The organism is Streptomyces sp. NPDC090108 (assembly GCF_044747185.1).
In the GTDB taxonomy this organism is placed as follows: domain Bacteria; phylum Actinomycetota; class Actinomycetes; order Streptomycetales; family Streptomycetaceae; genus Streptomyces.
Map to the genome: position 1 here is coordinate 613,695 of NZ_JBIVDQ010000005.1, position 15,749 is coordinate 629,443.

A 15,749-nucleotide genomic window follows, 5' to 3' on the forward strand; every position below is an offset into this window, starting at 1 on the left:
CCCGAATCATCCTCCTGGTCGGGCCCGTTGCGCGGTTTCCAGGAGTCCGGCGAGTTCCACCAGATCGGTGCCGGTGAGGCGGGGCAGCGCGCAGCCGGACAGGGTGCGGCAGGCCTCCCGCCAGGCCGCGGGGACGCAGTCGCCGCCGCCCAGCGCCCCGGTGAGGGCGCCGGCGAGGGCGGGGGCGGAGTCGGCTACCCGGGACAGACAGGCGGCGGCCGGCACCGCCTCCGCGATCCGGCCGCCGGCGGCGGCGGTCAGCGCGAGCGCGACCGGGACCGTCTCGGCGGCGGCGATGCCGTAGCTGTAGACGTGGTCGACGATCTGGTGTTCCAGGAGGGGGACCAGCGCGAACGCCGGGCCGGCGTGCTCGGCCAGGGCCAGCGCGTGGCGTGCGTTACGGCCGATCTCCGTCTCCGCGGGGAGTTCGGCCAGCGCGGCCGCCACGCACGCGTCCGGGTCCGACCCGTCGAGGGCGAGGGAGAGGGCCGCCGCCATGGCGCGGGCGCCGTGCACGCCGTCGCCGTCCTGGGTGTAGCGGGCGTCGAACTCGGCGAGGTCCGCGGCGCACCGGGGGTCGCCGGGGTGGGCCACCGCGAGGACGCAGGCGCGGACGCAGGCGGCGTCGTCGAAGTAGTGCGGGTTGTCGTGCCCGGTGGCGGGCGGGCGCAGTCCGGCGGCGAGGTTGCCGAGGCCGGCGCGGACCGAGATGCGGGCGCGCAGGGGGAGTACGGCGGACTCGATCTCGGGGGCGCGGTCCGCGGCGGCGGAGACCTCGGCGGCCACGGCGGTCCAGGTGAGGTCGATCGCGGCGCGCATGCGGCGGTCGCGGCTGAGGTCGCCGAGGACGTCGTCGTCGCCGGCCCGCAGCACCGCCTCCGCGGCGAAGGCCGCCCACTCGGCGTCGTCCGAGGGGCCGAGGCGCAGGGGCTCGGGGGGCTGGTTCAGGGCGATCGGTACGGGGAGGGTGGTGGTGGCGTTGTGCTCGGCGAAGGTGTCCAGTTCGCGGGTGAGGCGGCGGGTCCACTCGGGCATGCGGGCGGCTCGGTGGCGGGCGGCGGGCCAGCCGGCGGCGTCGCCTGCGGCCAGGCCGAGGAGGAGTCCCTCGATGCGGCGGGTCACTGGGGGGCCTCTTCTTGTCCGAGGCGGGTGCCTGCGGCGCTTTGGGGGTGGGGGCCTGCGTTGGGTTCGTACCCGGGGTTCCCTGGGCCTTGCAGTGGGCCTGTGCTGTCTCCGTACCCGGGGTTCCCTGGGCCCTGCAGGGGGCCTTCGCCGGGTCCTTGCCCGGGGTCCGCCGCGTCCACCAGGGGGCTGCGCCCCCTGGACCCCCGCTCCTTTGCCCACCCACCACCCGAAACTGTCGGCTGTGAGGTGAGGGCAGGGGGCTGGGCCGGATCCGTCGGCTGTGAGGTCGCGGCAACGGGGTGGGGCGCAGGAGGGCGGGGTGGCTCGGTCGGCTGTGAGGTGAGGGCAGGGGGTTGGGCCGGATCCGTCGGCTGTGAGGTCACGGCAACGGGGTGGGGCGCAGGGGGGCGGGGTGGTTCGGTCGGCTGGGAGGTGAGGGCAGGGGGTTGGGTCGGGTCCGTCGGCTGGGAGGCCGGGGCAGGGGGTTGGGTCGGATCCGTCGGTCGTTTGGGGAGGGCGGGGGGCGGGGGTGGTTGTGGGGTGGCTGGGGGGAGGGGGATGGCCGGTGACGGGGGGAGGGGGATGGGGGGTGTGCCACCCGGGGGGATGGGGGGTGTGTCACTCGGTTGGGGGAGTGGGGGCTGGTCGTTGCCGGGGCCGGCCGTGGGGAGGATCTCCGCGGTGGCCTTGAGGGGCAGGAAGTCCGGGGTGACCACGCCCGCGCCCCATTTGCCGCCCTCCTCCGGGACCAGGAGTTCCGCCACGTCGAGGATGTGGTGGCCGGTCATGGAGGGCAGGCAGCGGCCCCGGGCGGGGCCGATCGCGGCGGCCCACTCCGCGGGGATCGCCCCGGCGCCCTGGGTGGCGCCGGCCAGGGCGCCCGCGACCGCCGCCGTCGTGTCCGCGTCGCGGCCCATGTTGACGGCGGTGAGGACGGCCTCGCGGAAGTCGCCGTCGGCCGCCGCGTACGCCCCGAAGGCGAGGGCGACGGCCTCGGGGGCGAGGTCGGTCCAGGGGTAGCCGCCGATGACCACCGCGGAGCGGACCGCGCGTTCGCCGCGGTGGGCGACGGTGACCGCGCGGCGCAGGGAGCGGGCGGTCCAGGAGTCGTCGGGGACCGCGGCGAGCGCGGCGGCGACCACCACCGCGGGCGCCGCGCCCGCCATCGCCGCCGCCACTCCCGCCGCGACCGCCTGGCCGCCGTAGATGCCCTCGCCCTCGTGGCTGACCGAGCCGTCGATCGCCACCAGCCGGGCCGCCTCCGCGGGGCGCCCCGCGGCGAAGACCCCGAAGGGGGCCGCGCGCATCGCCAGGCCGTCGCTCCAGGCGTGCCGGTGCTGGGCGGAGATGGGGGCGGCCAGCCCGCGGCGGAGGTTCTCCAGCGTGCCGCGCTCGCTGAACCCGGCGCCCCGGAAGGGGCCGTCGGCGTGACCGGCGATCCATCGGTGCCAGGCCGCCTCGACATGCGCCGGGGTGAGCGCCGAGCCGTGCCGGGCCAGCAGCAGTCCCGAGAAGATCGCGTACTCGGTGTCGTCGGTGCCCGAGGGGTTCTCGCTGACGTACCCGGTGATGCGGCCCCAGCGGGCGCGGATCTCGGAGGGCTTGAGGTTCTCCGCGGGCGCCCCGAGCGCGTCGCCGACCGCCAGGCCGAGCAGCGCGCCGCGCGCCCGCTCGCGCGGTCCGGCAACGTCCCCGGGAGCCGGGACCGGGGGAGTGCAGGCGATCGATGCCATGGGGCCTCTCCTTCAGCGGGGCCACCGGGCCCCTTTGCGGATGTGTCCCACGGGACGGCCCCGCACCAGCCTGCGAGAGCCCAGCATCACCCGCTCGGCATCTGAGCGGATACAAGCACGAATGAGCAAGAAAAGGTAAAGCCGCAGGTTAGTGGAGCCTTTCCTTGCTGGCGGGGTAGAAGGACACGGCGTACGTTTGGGTACGTCGAAAAATAGAACTGGTCCAAAGTTAGCTTTGGCTAAGCTTCCCTGGGGGTCCGTATGGCCATCATCGAAACCGAGGCCGCGCTGCACGAGGCGCACCGCGACAACCACACGCACCGCGACGTGAACGGCGGCTGGCTGCGCCCCGCCGTGTTCGGCGCGATGGATGGCCTGGTCTCCAATCTCGCCCTGATGACCGGTGTCGCGGGCGGCGCCGTCAGCCACCAGACGATCGTGATCACCGGGCTGGCCGGGCTCGCCGCCGGAGCCTTCTCCATGGCGGCCGGCGAGTACACCTCCGTCGCCTCCCAGCGGGAGCTCGTCGAGGCCGAGCTCGACGTGGAGCGCCGGGAGCTGCGCAAGCACCCGCAGGACGAGCAGGACGAGCTCGCGGCGCTGTATACGGCCCGCGGTGTCGAGCCCGCGCTGGCCAAGGAGGTCGCCCGGCAGCTCTCCAGAGACCCCGAGCAGGCCCTGGAGATACACGCCCGCGAGGAGCTCGGCATCGACCCCGGCGACCTGCCGTCCCCGCTGGTCGCCGCCGTCTCCTCGTTCGGCTCCTTCGCGCTGGGCGCCCTGCTGCCCGTCCTGCCGTACCTGCTCGGTGCGACCGTCCTGTGGCCCGCCCTGCTGCTCGCGCTCGCCGGGCTCTTCGGCTGCGGCGCCGTGGTGGCCAAGGTGACCGCGCGGAGCTGGTGGTTCAGCGGGCTCCGTCAGCTCGCGCTGGGCGGCGCGGCGGCCGGTGTGACGTACGCCCTGGGCGCGCTGTTCGGAACCGCTCTAGGATGATCGGGCCTGGGTATGGAATTTATGCAATCGACCGTATAAGTTCCCGTTACTCGCTGGTTTCGAATGCTCGATGAACGGGCATGAGCCGTAAGCGCTGCGGGCAATGACGCCTGTGGCGCACCCGCGGGACGGGCGAAGACGCTCCCCCGCCTGCTTTCACGGCCCGACAGGGCGACGGTCAGACCGATCGCGTCCGCCTCGGGCCCCATGATCTTCAATGATTTCCAGCCACCGGTGGACGGCCCTCGCCGTCTCTTCGGGGCACCCGCGACAACCCCTGCGGTGTCCGCATATTGGAACGCTGTATCCAGTTTCCGAGAACCGCCCCATCATGTAACCTGCACGAAATTTTGCACCCCGCAGAGGGCCAGCGTCGTCCCTCGGCACCCCCATATGCCACTTGTTGACGACGACGGGAGAGCCGATGCGTACGACGCGCCAGCCGTCCCAGCATTCCGCGAATGGCCAGAACTGGTCGTTCATGGATGCTCGCCCTGCCGCGCAGGGTATGTACGACCCCCGCGACGAGCACGACGCCTGCGGTGTCGGTTTCGTGGCCACCCTCACCGGTGAGGCGAGCCATGCGCTGGTCGAGCAGGCGCTGACCGTTCTGCGCAATCTCGAACACCGCGGCGCCACCGGTTCCGAGCCGGACTCCGGGGACGGCGCGGGTCTGCTCTCCCAGGTCCCCGACACCTTCTTCCGCGAGGTCGCCGGATTCGGCCTCCCGGCCGCCGGGTCGTACGCCGTGGGCATCGCCTTCCTGCCCCCCGAGGGCACCGGCGAAGCCGTCTCCGCGATCGAGGCGATCGCGGCCGAGGAAGGACTGAACGTCCTCGGCTGGCGCGAGGTCCCGGTCGCCCCGGAACTGCTCGGCGCCACCGCCCGCTCCACCATGCCGGCCTTCCGGCAGATCTTCGTCGCGGACGGCACGAGCGAGGGCATCGCCCTCGACCGCAAGGCCTTCGCGCTGCGCAAGCGCGCCGAGCGCGAGGGCGGCGTGTACTTCCCGTCGCTGTCCGCCCGCACCATCGTCTACAAGGGCATGCTGACCACCGGCCAGCTGGAACCCTTCTTCCCGGACCTGTCCGACCGCCGCTTCGCCTCCGCGATCGCGCTCGTGCACTCCCGGTTCTCCACGAACACCTTCCCGTCGTGGCCCCTCGCGCACCCCTACCGGTTCGTCGCCCACAACGGTGAGATCAACACCGTCAAGGGCAACCGCAACTGGATGCGCGCCCGCGAGTCCCAGCTCGCCTCCGGCCTCTTCGGACCGGGCTCCCTGGAGCGGACCTTCCCCGTCTGCACCCCGGACGCCTCCGACTCCGCCTCCTTCGACGAGGTCCTGGAACTCCTGCACCTCGGCGGCCGCTCCCTGCCCCACGCGGTGCTGATGATGATCCCGGAGGCCTGGGAGAACCACGAGTCGATGACCGTCAAGGACTCGGCCCGGCGCGCCTTCTACCAGTTCCACTCCACGATGATCGAACCGTGGGACGGACCCGCCTGCGTCACCTTCACCGACGGCACCCAGGTCGGCGCCGTCCTCGACCGCAACGGACTGCGCCCCGGCCGCTACTGGGTCACCGACGACGGCCTCGTCGTCCTCGGCTCCGAGGTCGGCGTCCTGGACATCGACCCCGCCCGGGTCGTCCGCAAGGGCCGCCTCCAGCCCGGCCGGATGTTCCTCGTCGACACCGCCGAGGGCCGCATCATCGAGGACGACGAGATCAAGGCGTCCCTCGCCGCCGAGCAGCCGTACGCCGAATGGCTGGAGGCGGGCGAGATCGAGCTGGGCGACCTGCCCGAGCGCGAGCACATCGTCCACACCCACGCCTCGGTCACCCGCCGCCAGCAGACCTTCGGCTACACCGAGGAAGAGCTGCGCGTCATCCTCGCGCCGATGGCCAAGTCCGCCGCCGAGCCGATCGGCTCGATGGGCACCGACTCGCCCATCGCCGCGCTGTCCGAGCGCCCCCGGCTGCTCTTCGACTACTTCACCCAGCTGTTCGCGCAGGTCACCAACCCGCCGCTGGACGCCATCCGCGAGGAACTGGTCACCTCGCTGCGCAGCTCGCTGGGCCCGCAGGGCAACCTCCTCGACCCGACCGCCGCCTCCTGCCGGTCCGTCGTGCTGCCCTTCCCCGTCATCGACAACGACGAGCTCGCCAAGCTCATCCACATCAACGCCGACGGCGACATGCCCGGCTTCAAGGCCGCGACCCTGTCCGGCCTGTACCGGGTCGGCGGCGGGGGCGACTCCCTCGCCGCGCGCATCGAGGAGATCTGCGCCGAGGCCGACGCGGCCATCGGCAACGGCGCCCGCCTGATCGTCCTGTCCGACCGGCACTCCGACGCCGAGCACGCGCCGATCCCCTCGCTGCTGCTCACCGCGGCCGTCCACCACCACCTCATCCGCACCAAGCAGCGCACCCACGTGGGCCTGCTGGTCGAGGCCGGCGACGTCCGCGAGGTCCACCACGTCGCCCTGCTCATCGGCTTCGGCGCGGCCGCCGTGAACCCCTACCTCGCCATGGAGTCCGTCGAGGACCTGCTGCGCGCCAGCACCTTCATCAACGGCATCGAGCCCGAGAAGGCCATCCGCAACCTGATCCACGCCCTCGGCAAGGGCGTCCTCAAGGTCATGTCGAAGATGGGCATCTCCACCGTCGCCTCCTACCGCGGCGCCCAGGTCTTCGAGGCCGTCGGCCTGGACGACGCCTTCGTCGAGAAGTACTTCAACGGCACCACCACCAAGATCGGCGGCGTCGGTATCGACGTCATCGCCCGCGAGGTCGCCGCCCGCCACGCCAAGGCCTACCCGGCCAGCGGCATCGCGCCCGCCCACCGCGCCCTCGACATCGGCGGCGAGTACCAGTGGCGCCGCGAGGGCGAACCGCACCTGTTCGACCCCGAGACGGTCTTCCGCCTCCAGCACTCCACCCGCTCCGGCCGCTTCGACATCTTCAAGAAGTACACCGAGCGCGTGAACGAGCAGTCCGAGCGCCTGATGACGCTGCGCGGCCTGTTCGGCCTCGACTCCGGCCGGCAGCCGGTCCCGGTGGAGGAGGTCGAGCCGGTCTCCGAGATCGTCAAGCGGTTCTCCACCGGCGCCATGTCGTACGGCTCCATCTCCCAGGAGGCGCACGAGACCCTCGCCATCGCCATGAACCAGCTGGGCGGCAAGTCCAACACCGGTGAGGGCGGCGAGGACCCCGAGCGGCTGTACGACCCCGCACGCCGCTCGGCGATCAAGCAGGTCGCCTCCGGCCGCTTCGGCGTGACGAGCGAGTACCTCGTCAACGCGGACGACATCCAGATCAAGATGGCCCAGGGCGCCAAGCCCGGCGAGGGCGGCCAGCTGCCCGGACCCAAGGTCTACCCGTGGGTCGCGAAGACGCGGCACTCCACGCCCGGCGTCGGCCTCATCTCCCCGCCGCCGCACCACGACATCTACTCCATCGAGGATCTCGCCCAGCTGATCCACGACCTCAAGAACGCCAACCCGGCCGCCCGCGTCCACGTGAAGCTGGTGTCCGAGGTCGGTGTCGGCACGGTCGCCGCGGGCGTCTCCAAGGCGCACGCCGACGTCGTCCTGATCTCCGGCCACGACGGCGGCACCGGCGCCTCCCCGCTCACCTCGCTCAAGCACGCGGGCGGCCCCTGGGAGCTCGGCCTGGCCGAGACCCAGCAGACCCTGCTCCTCAACGGCCTGCGCGACCGCATCGTCGTCCAGACCGACGGCCAGCTCAAGACCGGCCGTGACGTCGTCATCGCCGCGCTCCTCGGCGCCGAGGAGTTCGGCTTCGCCACCGCCCCGCTCGTCGTCTCCGGCTGCGTCATGATGCGCGTCTGCCACCTGGACACCTGTCCGGTCGGCATCGCCACCCAGAACCCGGCCCTGCGCGAGCGCTACACCGGCAAGGCCGAGCACATCGTCAACTTCTTCCGGTTCATCGCCGAAGAGGTCCGCGAGCTCCTCGCCGAGCTGGGCTTCCGCTCCATCGAGGAGGCCGTCGGGCACGCCGAGGTGCTCGACGTGGCCCGCGCCGTCGACCACTGGAAGGCACAGGGCCTGGACCTGCAGCCCCTGCTCCACGTGCCCGATCTGCCCGAGGGCGCCGTCCGCCACCAGCTCGTCGCCCAGGACCACGGCCTGGAGAAGGCCCTGGACAACGAGCTGATCAAGCTCGCCGCCGACGCGCTCGCCGCGTCCGACGCCACCGAGGCGCACCCCGTGCGCGCCCAGGTCGCCATCCGCAACATCAACCGCACGGTCGGCACCATGCTCGGCCACGAGGTGACGAAGAAGTTCGGCGGCGCCGGCCTGCCCGACGACACCATCGACATCACCTTCACCGGCTCCGCGGGCCAGTCCTTCGGCGCCTTCCTCCCGCGCGGCATCACCCTGCGCCTGGAGGGCGACGCCAACGACTACGTCGGCAAGGGCCTGTCGGGCGGCCGGATCGCCGTCCGCCCCGACCGCGCCGCCGACCACCTCGCCGAGTACTCGACGATCGCGGGCAACACCATCGCCTACGGCGCCACCGGCGGCGAACTGTTCCTGCGCGGCCGTACCGGAGAGCGGTTCTGCGTCCGCAACTCGGGCGCCACGGTCGTCTCCGAGGGCGTCGGCGACCACGGCTGCGAGTACATGACCGGCGGCCGCGCGGTCGTCCTCGGACCCACCGGCCGCAACTTCGCGGCGGGCATGTCCGGCGGCATCGCGTACGTCATCGACCTGGACCCCGACCACGTCAACGCCGGCAACGCCGGTGCCGTCCAGCCCCTGGACGACACCGACCGGCAGTGGCTGCACGACACGGTGCGCCGCCACGCCGACGAGACCGGCTCGACCGTCGCCGAGAAGCTGCTCGCCGACTGGGACGCGGCCGCGGCCCGCTTCAGCAAGATCATCCCCAGCACCTACCAGGCAGTGCTCGCCGCCAAGGACGCCGCCGAGCGAGCCGGTCTCTCCGAGACCGAGATCACCGAGAAGATGATGGAGGCGGCGATCAATGGCTGACCCGAAGGGCTTCCTGAACCACGGCCGCGAGGTCGCCAAGACCCGTCCCGTCGGTGAGCGCGTCAAGGACTGGAACGAGGTCTACGTCCCCGGCTCCCTGCTGCCGATCATCAGCAAGCAGGCCGGCCGGTGCATGGACTGCGGCATCCCGTTCTGCCACAACGGCTGTCCGCTCGGGAACCTCATCCCCGAGTGGAACGACTACGCCTACCGCGAGGACTGGGCCGCCGCCTCCGAGCGCCTGCACGCGACGAACAACTTCCCGGAGTTCACCGGCCGGCTGTGCCCCGCGCCCTGCGAGTCGGCGTGCGTGCTCGGCATCAGCCAGCCCGCGGTCACCATCAAGAACGTCGAGGTCTCCATCATCGACAAGGCGTGGGAGACCGGGGACGTCGCCCCGCGCATCCCCGAGCGCCTCTCCGGCAAGACGGTCGCGGTCGTCGGTTCCGGCCCCGCCGGCCTCGCCGCCGCCCAGCAGCTCACCCGGGCCGGCCACACGGTCGCCGTCTACGAGCGCGCGGACCGCGTCGGAGGTCTTCTCCGGTACGGCATCCCCGAGTTCAAGATGGAGAAGCGGCACATCAACCGCCGCATCGAGCAGATGCGCGCGGAGGGCACCCGCTTCCGCACCGGCGTCGAGATCGGCCGCGACCTGAAGGCGACCGACCTGAAGAAGCGGTACGACGCCGTGGTCCTGGCCGTCGGCGCCACCACCGCCCGCGATCTCCCCGTCCCCGGGCGCGAACTGTCCGGCATCTACCAGGCGATGGAGTACCTCCCGCTGTCCAACAAGGTCCAGGAGGGCGACTTCGTGGCGCCGCCCGTCTCGGCCGAGGGCAAGCACGTCGTCGTCATCGGCGGCGGCGACACCGGCGCCGACTGCGTGGGCACCGCCCACCGCCAGGGCGCGGCCTCCGTCACCCAGCTGGAGATCATGCCCCGCCCGAACGACGAGCGGCACCCGGTGAACCAGCCCTGGCCGACCTTCCCGATGCTCTACAAGGTCACCAGCGCCCACGAGGAGGGCGGCGAGCGGGTCTACTCCGTCTCCACCACCCACTTCGAGGGCGACGAGGACGGCAACGTGCAGTGGCTGCACCTCGCCGAGGTCGAGTTCGTGGACGGCCGGCTCACCCAGAAGCCCGGTACCGAGCGGAAGATCCCCGCCCAGCTGGTCACCCTCGCCATGGGCTTCACCGGCACCGACCGCGACAACGGCCTGGTCGAGCAGTTCGGTCTGGAACTCGACGAGCGCGGCAACATCGCCCGCGACGCCGACTTCCGCACCAGCGTCCCCGGCGTGTACGTCGCCGGCGACGCGGGCCGCGGCCAGTCCCTCATCGTCTGGGCGATCGCCGAGGGCCGCTCCGCCGCCCGCGGCGTCGACCGCCACCTGACCGGCTCCAGCGACCTGCCGGCGCCGATCCGCCCGACCGACCGCGCCCTCGCGGTCTGACCCGCCCGGGAGCCCCGCGGCTCCCCCCGCACGTTCCGTACAACGGCGTACGGACGAACACCGACGGCACCTGCCCCACAGTCCCCGACCGGACGCCCGGGCAGGTGCCGTCGCACACCCGCGACCCGCCGGGCGCGCGAGGCCGCCGGGCCATGGCCGGACCGCACGGCCGGGCCGTGACCCGTCTAGGCGGCCGGACCGCCCGTGAACGACGACACCTTCACCACGGCCAGGACCACCAGCAGCGCCAGCAGTGCCGCGCACGCTCCGGCCTGGACCAGCGCCCGGCGTCCGTCGCGGGGCGCGTAGGCGTAGGCCAGCGTGACGACGCCGCCCGCCAGCAGACCGCCGAGATGCCCCTCCCAGGACGTCATCCACGCGGAGATCACCAGCCACAGCAGCAGACCCGTCATGTACTGGTTGACCGCCCGCATGTCGTAGCCGAGGCGGCGCCCCATCACCCAGTACGCCGCGCCCAGACCGAACACGGCCCCGGACGCGCCGAGCGTCGGCTGGTCCGGCGCGATCAGCAGGACCAGCACCGAACCGCCGAGCGCCGACAGCAGATACAGCGCGAGGTAGCGCACCCGGCCCAGCTGGGTCTCCACCACCTTGCCGATGCTCAGCAGCGACGCCATGTTCATCACGATGTGCAGCACCCCTATGCCGTCGCCCGGCGGCATGTGCAGGAACGCTCCGGTCAGCAGCCGCTCCCACTCACCGCCCGCCAGCCCCTCGGGCCGCAGGACCGGGTCGTACGGGTACTGCCACAAGTAGTGCCCGCCGTCAGGGCCCTTGAGGCCCGCGCCCAGCATCTCGAACCGGTCCGTGACCGACGGCCGGACCAGCTGTGCGAGATAGGCGAGCGCGTTCAGCGCGACCAGGACGTACGTCACCAGCGGCACCGTGGAGATCCGGCCGCCGAACGCCGTCCGCGCCTGCCGTACCGTCCGCGCCCCCTCCTTCACGCACTCCACGCACTGGTGGCCGACGGCCGCCTCGCGCATGCAGTCGGGGCAGATGTAGCGGTCGCAGCGGGTGCAGCGGACGTGCGACTCCACCTTGGGATGACGGAAGCACGTGGTCACGGCGGACTCGGCGGTCACGGCCGGCTCCTCTGGAGAGTGGGACGGAGAACGGGGGGAGAGCCGGTGGGGGCGGCGGCGAACAAAATAGCGAACGGCGGTGACAGCGGGGCAAGGAGGGCCACCGCAGGCACCGCAGGCCGGCGGCACCGGCAACACCGGCAGGACCGCCCGCACCGGCAGCATCGGCCGCACCGGCAACACCCGCAGGATCGGCCGCACCGGCAACACCGGCCGGCCGATCCGCCGGACACCTACGTGTCGCACTCCAGGACCGAGGTACACAGCCCGCACCGCGCCCGCACCCGCCCCCGTACCGGTACCCGGATGCGCTGATGGCAGGTGGGGCAGGGGAAGTCCACCCGCAGGGCGCCCCCGGGAGCCGACGAGAAGCCGTAAGCCGCGCTCCCCGCACCCCCAGTGCTCCCCGCACCCTCCGCCGGCCCCTGCGCCTGCCGGCGGTCGTGGGCGTACCGGCGCCGCCCCGCCCAGCCCGCCGCCGTCAGCGGAGGCTGCCGCCCGTCCCGCCGCGCCCGCTCCATGCCCTTGCCGTACGCCGTGTACGCCTGGGCACTGGTGAACCACACCGACGGATCCTCACCGAAGAACAGGGCGCGCTTGGCCAGCACGTAGCCGAACTCCTCCGGGGTGAGATAACCCAGTTTCTGCGAAGCACCCCCCTGCTCGCGGTAGGCGTCCAGCAGCAGCCAGCCCGCGCCGAGGTACGCCGTCACCGTGTCCGTGAGGATCTCGTTCTCCGCCGTCGTCGGGAACGCGAGCCCCAGACGGTGCAGATACACATGTGCCACCTCGTGCGCGAGCGCCGCCCCGATGTCCCGGCGATGCTCCCGGAACCGGTCGTTCAGCTCGACGAAGTACTCCGGCCCCGATGCCAGCTCCACATGCGCCGCGTGCGTCATCTCCCGGAAACCGACGATCAGCCGGGCATCCGGCAGCCGGAAGTGCCCCACGATCTCCCGGGCCACCCGCTGCGCGCCCAGATGAAGATCGTCCGCGTCGCCGAACGCCACGTCGGCCGGGGCCACACTCGTGGAGAACGTCCGCAGCACGTCGTACGACAGCCGCCGGTACAGCGCCGTGACCGCGGCCCGCACCGTCTCCAGATGCGGGAAGCCGTGCTCGACCGGTCCGCCGTTCGCCACGCCCGCACCCCCAAAGACGCCGGAGTCCCCGTCCACTGTATGACTGCCCCGCCCCGCCCCGCGCGGCACACCGCCCCCCGCCGGGGCGGCCGCCGGAGCCGCCGGTGAAAGGGCGCCCCCGGCCCCGTAGGGTTGAGGCCCATGACCCACAGCAACACCGGTACCGGTGACGTCGACCCCGCGGTGCGCCAGGAACTCGAACGGCTGCGCGCGAGCATCGACAACATCGACGCGGCCGTCGTCCACATGCTGGCCGAACGGTTCAAGGCCACCCAGCAGGTCGGCCGCCTCAAGGCCCTCCACCGGCTCCCGCCCGCCGACCCCGCCCGCGAGGCCCGCCAGATCGCCCGCCTGCGCGACCTCGCCGAGAACGCCCGGCTCGACCCCGCCTTCGCCGAGAAGTTCCTGAACTTCATCGTCGCCGAGGTCATCCGCCACCACGAGCGCATCGCCGAGGACACCGCCAACGGGCAGCCCGCGCAGACCGACTGAGCCGGCGCCCGGCCCGCGCCCCGCCCAGACACCCGCACAACCGGACATACGGCAACTACCGGTCCACCCCTGTCCGCCATCGCCCTGATCAGGCAGCATGGCGTGCATGTCCGTACTGACGCGCGACGAAGCGCAGCTCCGAGCACAGCTCCTCGACGTCCACCGCTACACGGTCGAACTCGACCTCACCACCGGCGACGAGACCTTCGACTCCCGCACCACGATCCGGTTCACCGCACGGACCGACGGGAACACGTTCGTCGAGCTGAAGCCGGCCGAGCTGCGCACCGTCACGCTCGACGGACACCCCCTCGACCCCGCCGCCCTCCACGACGGCCGGCTCGCCCTGGACGGCCTCACCGCCGGCGAGCACGAACTGCGCGTCGACGCCCGCATGCGCTACTCCCGCACCGGCGAGGGCATGCACCGCTTCACCGACCCCACCGACGGCGAGACCTACGTCTACACCCAGATGTTCATGGACGACGTCCAGCGCGTCTTCGCCGCCTTCGACCAGCCCGACCTCAAGGCCGTCTTCGACCTCTCCGTCACCGCGCCCGAAGGCTGGACCGTCCTCGCCAACGGCGTCACCGAACACCTCGGACAGGGCCGCTGGCGCGCCGCCACCACCCCGCTCATCTCCACCTACCTCGTCGCCGTCGCCGCCGGCCCCTGGCACTCCGTGACCACCGAACACCGCGGCCTGCCCTTCGGCATCCACTGCCGCCGCTCGCTGGCCCCCCACCTCGACGCCGACGTCGACGAGATCCTCGACATCACCCGCGCCTGCTTCGACCGCTACCACGAGAAGTTCGAGGAGCCGTACCCCTTCGACTCCTACGACCAGGCGTTCGTCCCCGAGTTCAACGCCGGCGCCATGGAGAACCCCGGACTCGTCACCTTCCGCGACGACTTCGTCTACCGCTCCGCCGTCACCGACACCGAGCGCCAGACCCGCGCCATGGTCATCGCCCACGAGATGGCCCACATGTGGTTCGGCGACCTCGTCACCCTCCAGTGGTGGGACGACATCTGGCTCAACGAGTCCTTCGCCGAGTACATGGGCTACCAGACCACCCTCGAAGCCACCCGCTTCACCCAGCCCTGGGTCGAGTTCGGCGTCACCCGCAAGGCCTGGGGCTACGACGCCGACCAGCGCCCCACCACCCACCCCGTCGCACCCGAAGCAGTCGACGACACCGCCTCCGCCCTCCTCAACTTCGACGGGATCTCCTACGCCAAGGGCGCCTCCGCCCTGCGCCAGCTCGTCGCCTGGCTCGGCGAGAAGGACTTCCTCGCGGGCATCAACATCCACTTCCAGCGCCACCGCTTCGGCAACGCGACCCTCGCCGACTTCATCGACTCCCTCGCCGCCGCCACCGAACGCGACGTCCACGCCTGGGCCGACGCCTGGCTGCGCACCACCGGCGTCGACACTCTCACCCCCGTCCTCACCGCGGACGGCACCGACGGCACCCGCACCCTCACCGTCGACCGCGCCGGCAGCCGCCCCCACCGCGTCACCGCCGGCCTCTACGACCGCGACCTCACCGACGACGGCCGCCTCACCCTGCGCGAGCGCATCGACCTCGACATCCCCCAGGCCGCCCCCCAGCCCCTCGGCAAGCGCCCCGCCCTCCTCCTGCTCAACGACGGCGACCTCACCTACGCCAAGATCCGCTTCGACGCCGACTCCTCCGAGGCGATCCGCACCGGACTGTCCGCACTGCCCGACCCGCTCACCCGCGCCGTGGTCTGGAACGCCCTCCGGGACGCCGTCCGCGACGGCGAACTCCCGCCCGCCGCCTACCTGGACACCGCCCGCGCCCACCTGCCGCTCGAAACGGACCTCGCCCTCGTCCAGGGCGTCCTCGCCTTCGCCTCCGCCCACATCGCCGACCGCTACCTCACCCCCGAGGACCGCCCGGCCGCCCTCGCCACCCTCAGCGACCTCTGCCGCGACCTCCTGCGCCGCACCGAGGACGGCGACAACCCCGGCCTGCGCCTCATCGCCGTACGCCACTTCATCGACGTCGCCGCCCACCCCGACACCATCGCCGCCTGGCTCGCCGACGGCACCGTGCCCGGCGGGCCCGAACTCGACCCCGAACTGCGCTGGCGCATCCTCGCCCGGCTCGCCGTCCTCGGCGCCGCCGACGAGGCCGCCATCGCCGCCGAACTCGCCCGCGACCCCTCCGCCAGCGGCCAGGAAGGCGCCGCCCACTGCCGCGCCGCCCTGCCCGACCCCGAGGCCAAGCGCGCCGCCTGGGACGCCATGTTCCACGGCGACGACCTCTCCAACTACCTCTTCGCCGCCACCGCCAAGGGCTTCTGGCAGCCCGAACAGGCCGACCTCGTCGCGGAGTACGTGCCCCGCTACTACGAGGACGCCCTCCCCGTCGCCGCCCGCCGCGGCCCCGCCATCGCCATGGCCGCCGGCCGCTGGGCGTTCCCCCGTCACGCCGTCGACGGCGCACACCTCACCCTCGGCCGCACCTGCCTCGACGCGTCCGACCCCGTACCCGCCCTGCGCCGCACCCTCGGCGACGAACTCGACGACCTCGCGCGGGCCCTGCGGGTACGCGGCGCCTGACACCACCGGTCCGCCCCCCGCTCACCACCCCCGACCAGCGGTCCACCACCGGTCGGGGGCCGGTCCGTCACTCCACGATCGGT

General features: G+C 72.6%; 9 protein-coding genes. 5 read left to right on the top strand and 4 right to left on the bottom strand.

Features of this window, described 5'->3' with window-relative positions:
- Positions 1–6: 6 nt before the first annotated feature.
- The gene (locus tag ACIPRD_RS20985; RefSeq protein WP_401564939.1) at positions 7–1,122 is read right to left on the bottom strand and encodes an ADP-ribosylglycohydrolase family protein; all 1,116 of its coding nucleotides are present in this window, start codon (positions 1,120–1,122) and stop codon (positions 7–9) included.
- The gene (locus tag ACIPRD_RS20990) at positions 1,119–2,858 is read right to left on the bottom strand and encodes an ADP-ribosylglycohydrolase family protein (RefSeq protein ID WP_401564941.1); all 1,740 of its coding nucleotides are present in this window, start codon (positions 2,856–2,858) and stop codon (positions 1,119–1,121) included. The genes ACIPRD_RS20985 and ACIPRD_RS20990 overlap by 4 nt, the downstream gene beginning before the upstream one ends.
- 261 nt (positions 2,859–3,119) lie before the next feature.
- Between ACIPRD_RS20990 and ACIPRD_RS20995 the strand changes: the two genes are divergently transcribed.
- The 3 genes from ACIPRD_RS20995 to ACIPRD_RS21005 all read left to right on the top strand — a co-directional run bounded on the left by ACIPRD_RS20995 (position 3,120) and on the right by ACIPRD_RS21005 (position 10,333).
- On the top strand, positions 3,120–3,851 hold the full coding sequence (locus tag ACIPRD_RS20995; protein ID WP_401564943.1) for a VIT1/CCC1 transporter family protein: 732 nt from the start codon (positions 3,120–3,122) through the stop codon (positions 3,849–3,851).
- A gap of 508 nt (positions 3,852–4,359) precedes the next feature.
- Positions 4,360–8,877, top strand: a complete 4,518-nt coding sequence (gene gltB / locus ACIPRD_RS21000; RefSeq protein ID WP_401565167.1) for a glutamate synthase large subunit — start codon at positions 4,360–4,362, stop codon at positions 8,875–8,877.
- Entirely contained in the window at positions 8,870–10,333 is a 1,464-nt protein-coding gene (locus ACIPRD_RS21005) for a glutamate synthase subunit beta (protein ID WP_356398650.1), read from the top strand. The genes gltB and ACIPRD_RS21005 overlap by 8 nt, the downstream gene beginning before the upstream one ends.
- A 185-nt stretch (positions 10,334–10,518) precedes the next feature.
- Here ACIPRD_RS21005 and ACIPRD_RS21010 read toward each other — a convergent pair whose 3' ends face one another.
- Both ACIPRD_RS21010 and ACIPRD_RS21015 read right to left on the bottom strand, forming a co-directional pair.
- Positions 10,519–11,439: a rhomboid family intramembrane serine protease gene (locus ACIPRD_RS21010; protein WP_401564945.1), complete on the bottom strand. Its 921-nt coding sequence runs from the start codon at positions 11,437–11,439 to the stop codon at positions 10,519–10,521.
- A 233-nt stretch (positions 11,440–11,672) separates the two neighbouring features.
- Positions 11,673–12,581 (bottom strand): hypothetical protein, encoded by a 909-nt coding sequence (locus ACIPRD_RS21015; RefSeq protein ID WP_401564948.1) that lies wholly within the window; start codon positions 12,579–12,581, stop codon positions 11,673–11,675.
- A gap of 141 nt (positions 12,582–12,722) precedes the next feature.
- On the opposite strand from ACIPRD_RS21015, the gene ACIPRD_RS21020 reads away from it, so the two are divergent.
- Positions 12,723–13,073: a chorismate mutase gene (locus ACIPRD_RS21020; protein WP_401564950.1), complete on the top strand. Its 351-nt coding sequence runs from the start codon at positions 12,723–12,725 to the stop codon at positions 13,071–13,073.
- A 106-nt stretch (positions 13,074–13,179) separates the two neighbouring features.
- The gene (gene pepN / locus ACIPRD_RS21025) at positions 13,180–15,666 is read left to right on the top strand and encodes an aminopeptidase N (protein ID WP_401564953.1); all 2,487 of its coding nucleotides are present in this window, start codon (positions 13,180–13,182) and stop codon (positions 15,664–15,666) included.
- Positions 15,667–15,749 lie beyond the last annotated feature (83 nt).

Excerpts from the sequence above, each read along its gene's own strand:
- ACIPRD_RS21020 (WP_401564950.1), top strand. The coding sequence starts at position 12,723 with ATGACCCACAGCAACACCGGTACCGGTGACGTCGACCCCGCGGTGCGC.
- gltB (WP_401565167.1), top strand. The coding sequence starts at position 4,360 with ATGTACGACCCCCGCGACGAGCACGACGCCTGCGGTGTCGGTTTCGTG.
- pepN (WP_401564953.1), top strand. The coding sequence starts at position 13,180 with ATGTCCGTACTGACGCGCGACGAAGCGCAGCTCCGAGCACAGCTCCTC.
- ACIPRD_RS20990 (WP_401564941.1), bottom strand. The coding sequence starts at position 2,858 with ATGGCATCGATCGCCTGCACTCCCCCGGTCCCGGCTCCCGGGGACGTT.
- ACIPRD_RS20995 (WP_401564943.1), top strand. The coding sequence starts at position 3,120 with ATGGCCATCATCGAAACCGAGGCCGCGCTGCACGAGGCGCACCGCGAC.
- ACIPRD_RS21005 (WP_356398650.1), top strand. The coding sequence starts at position 8,870 with ATGGCTGACCCGAAGGGCTTCCTGAACCACGGCCGCGAGGTCGCCAAG.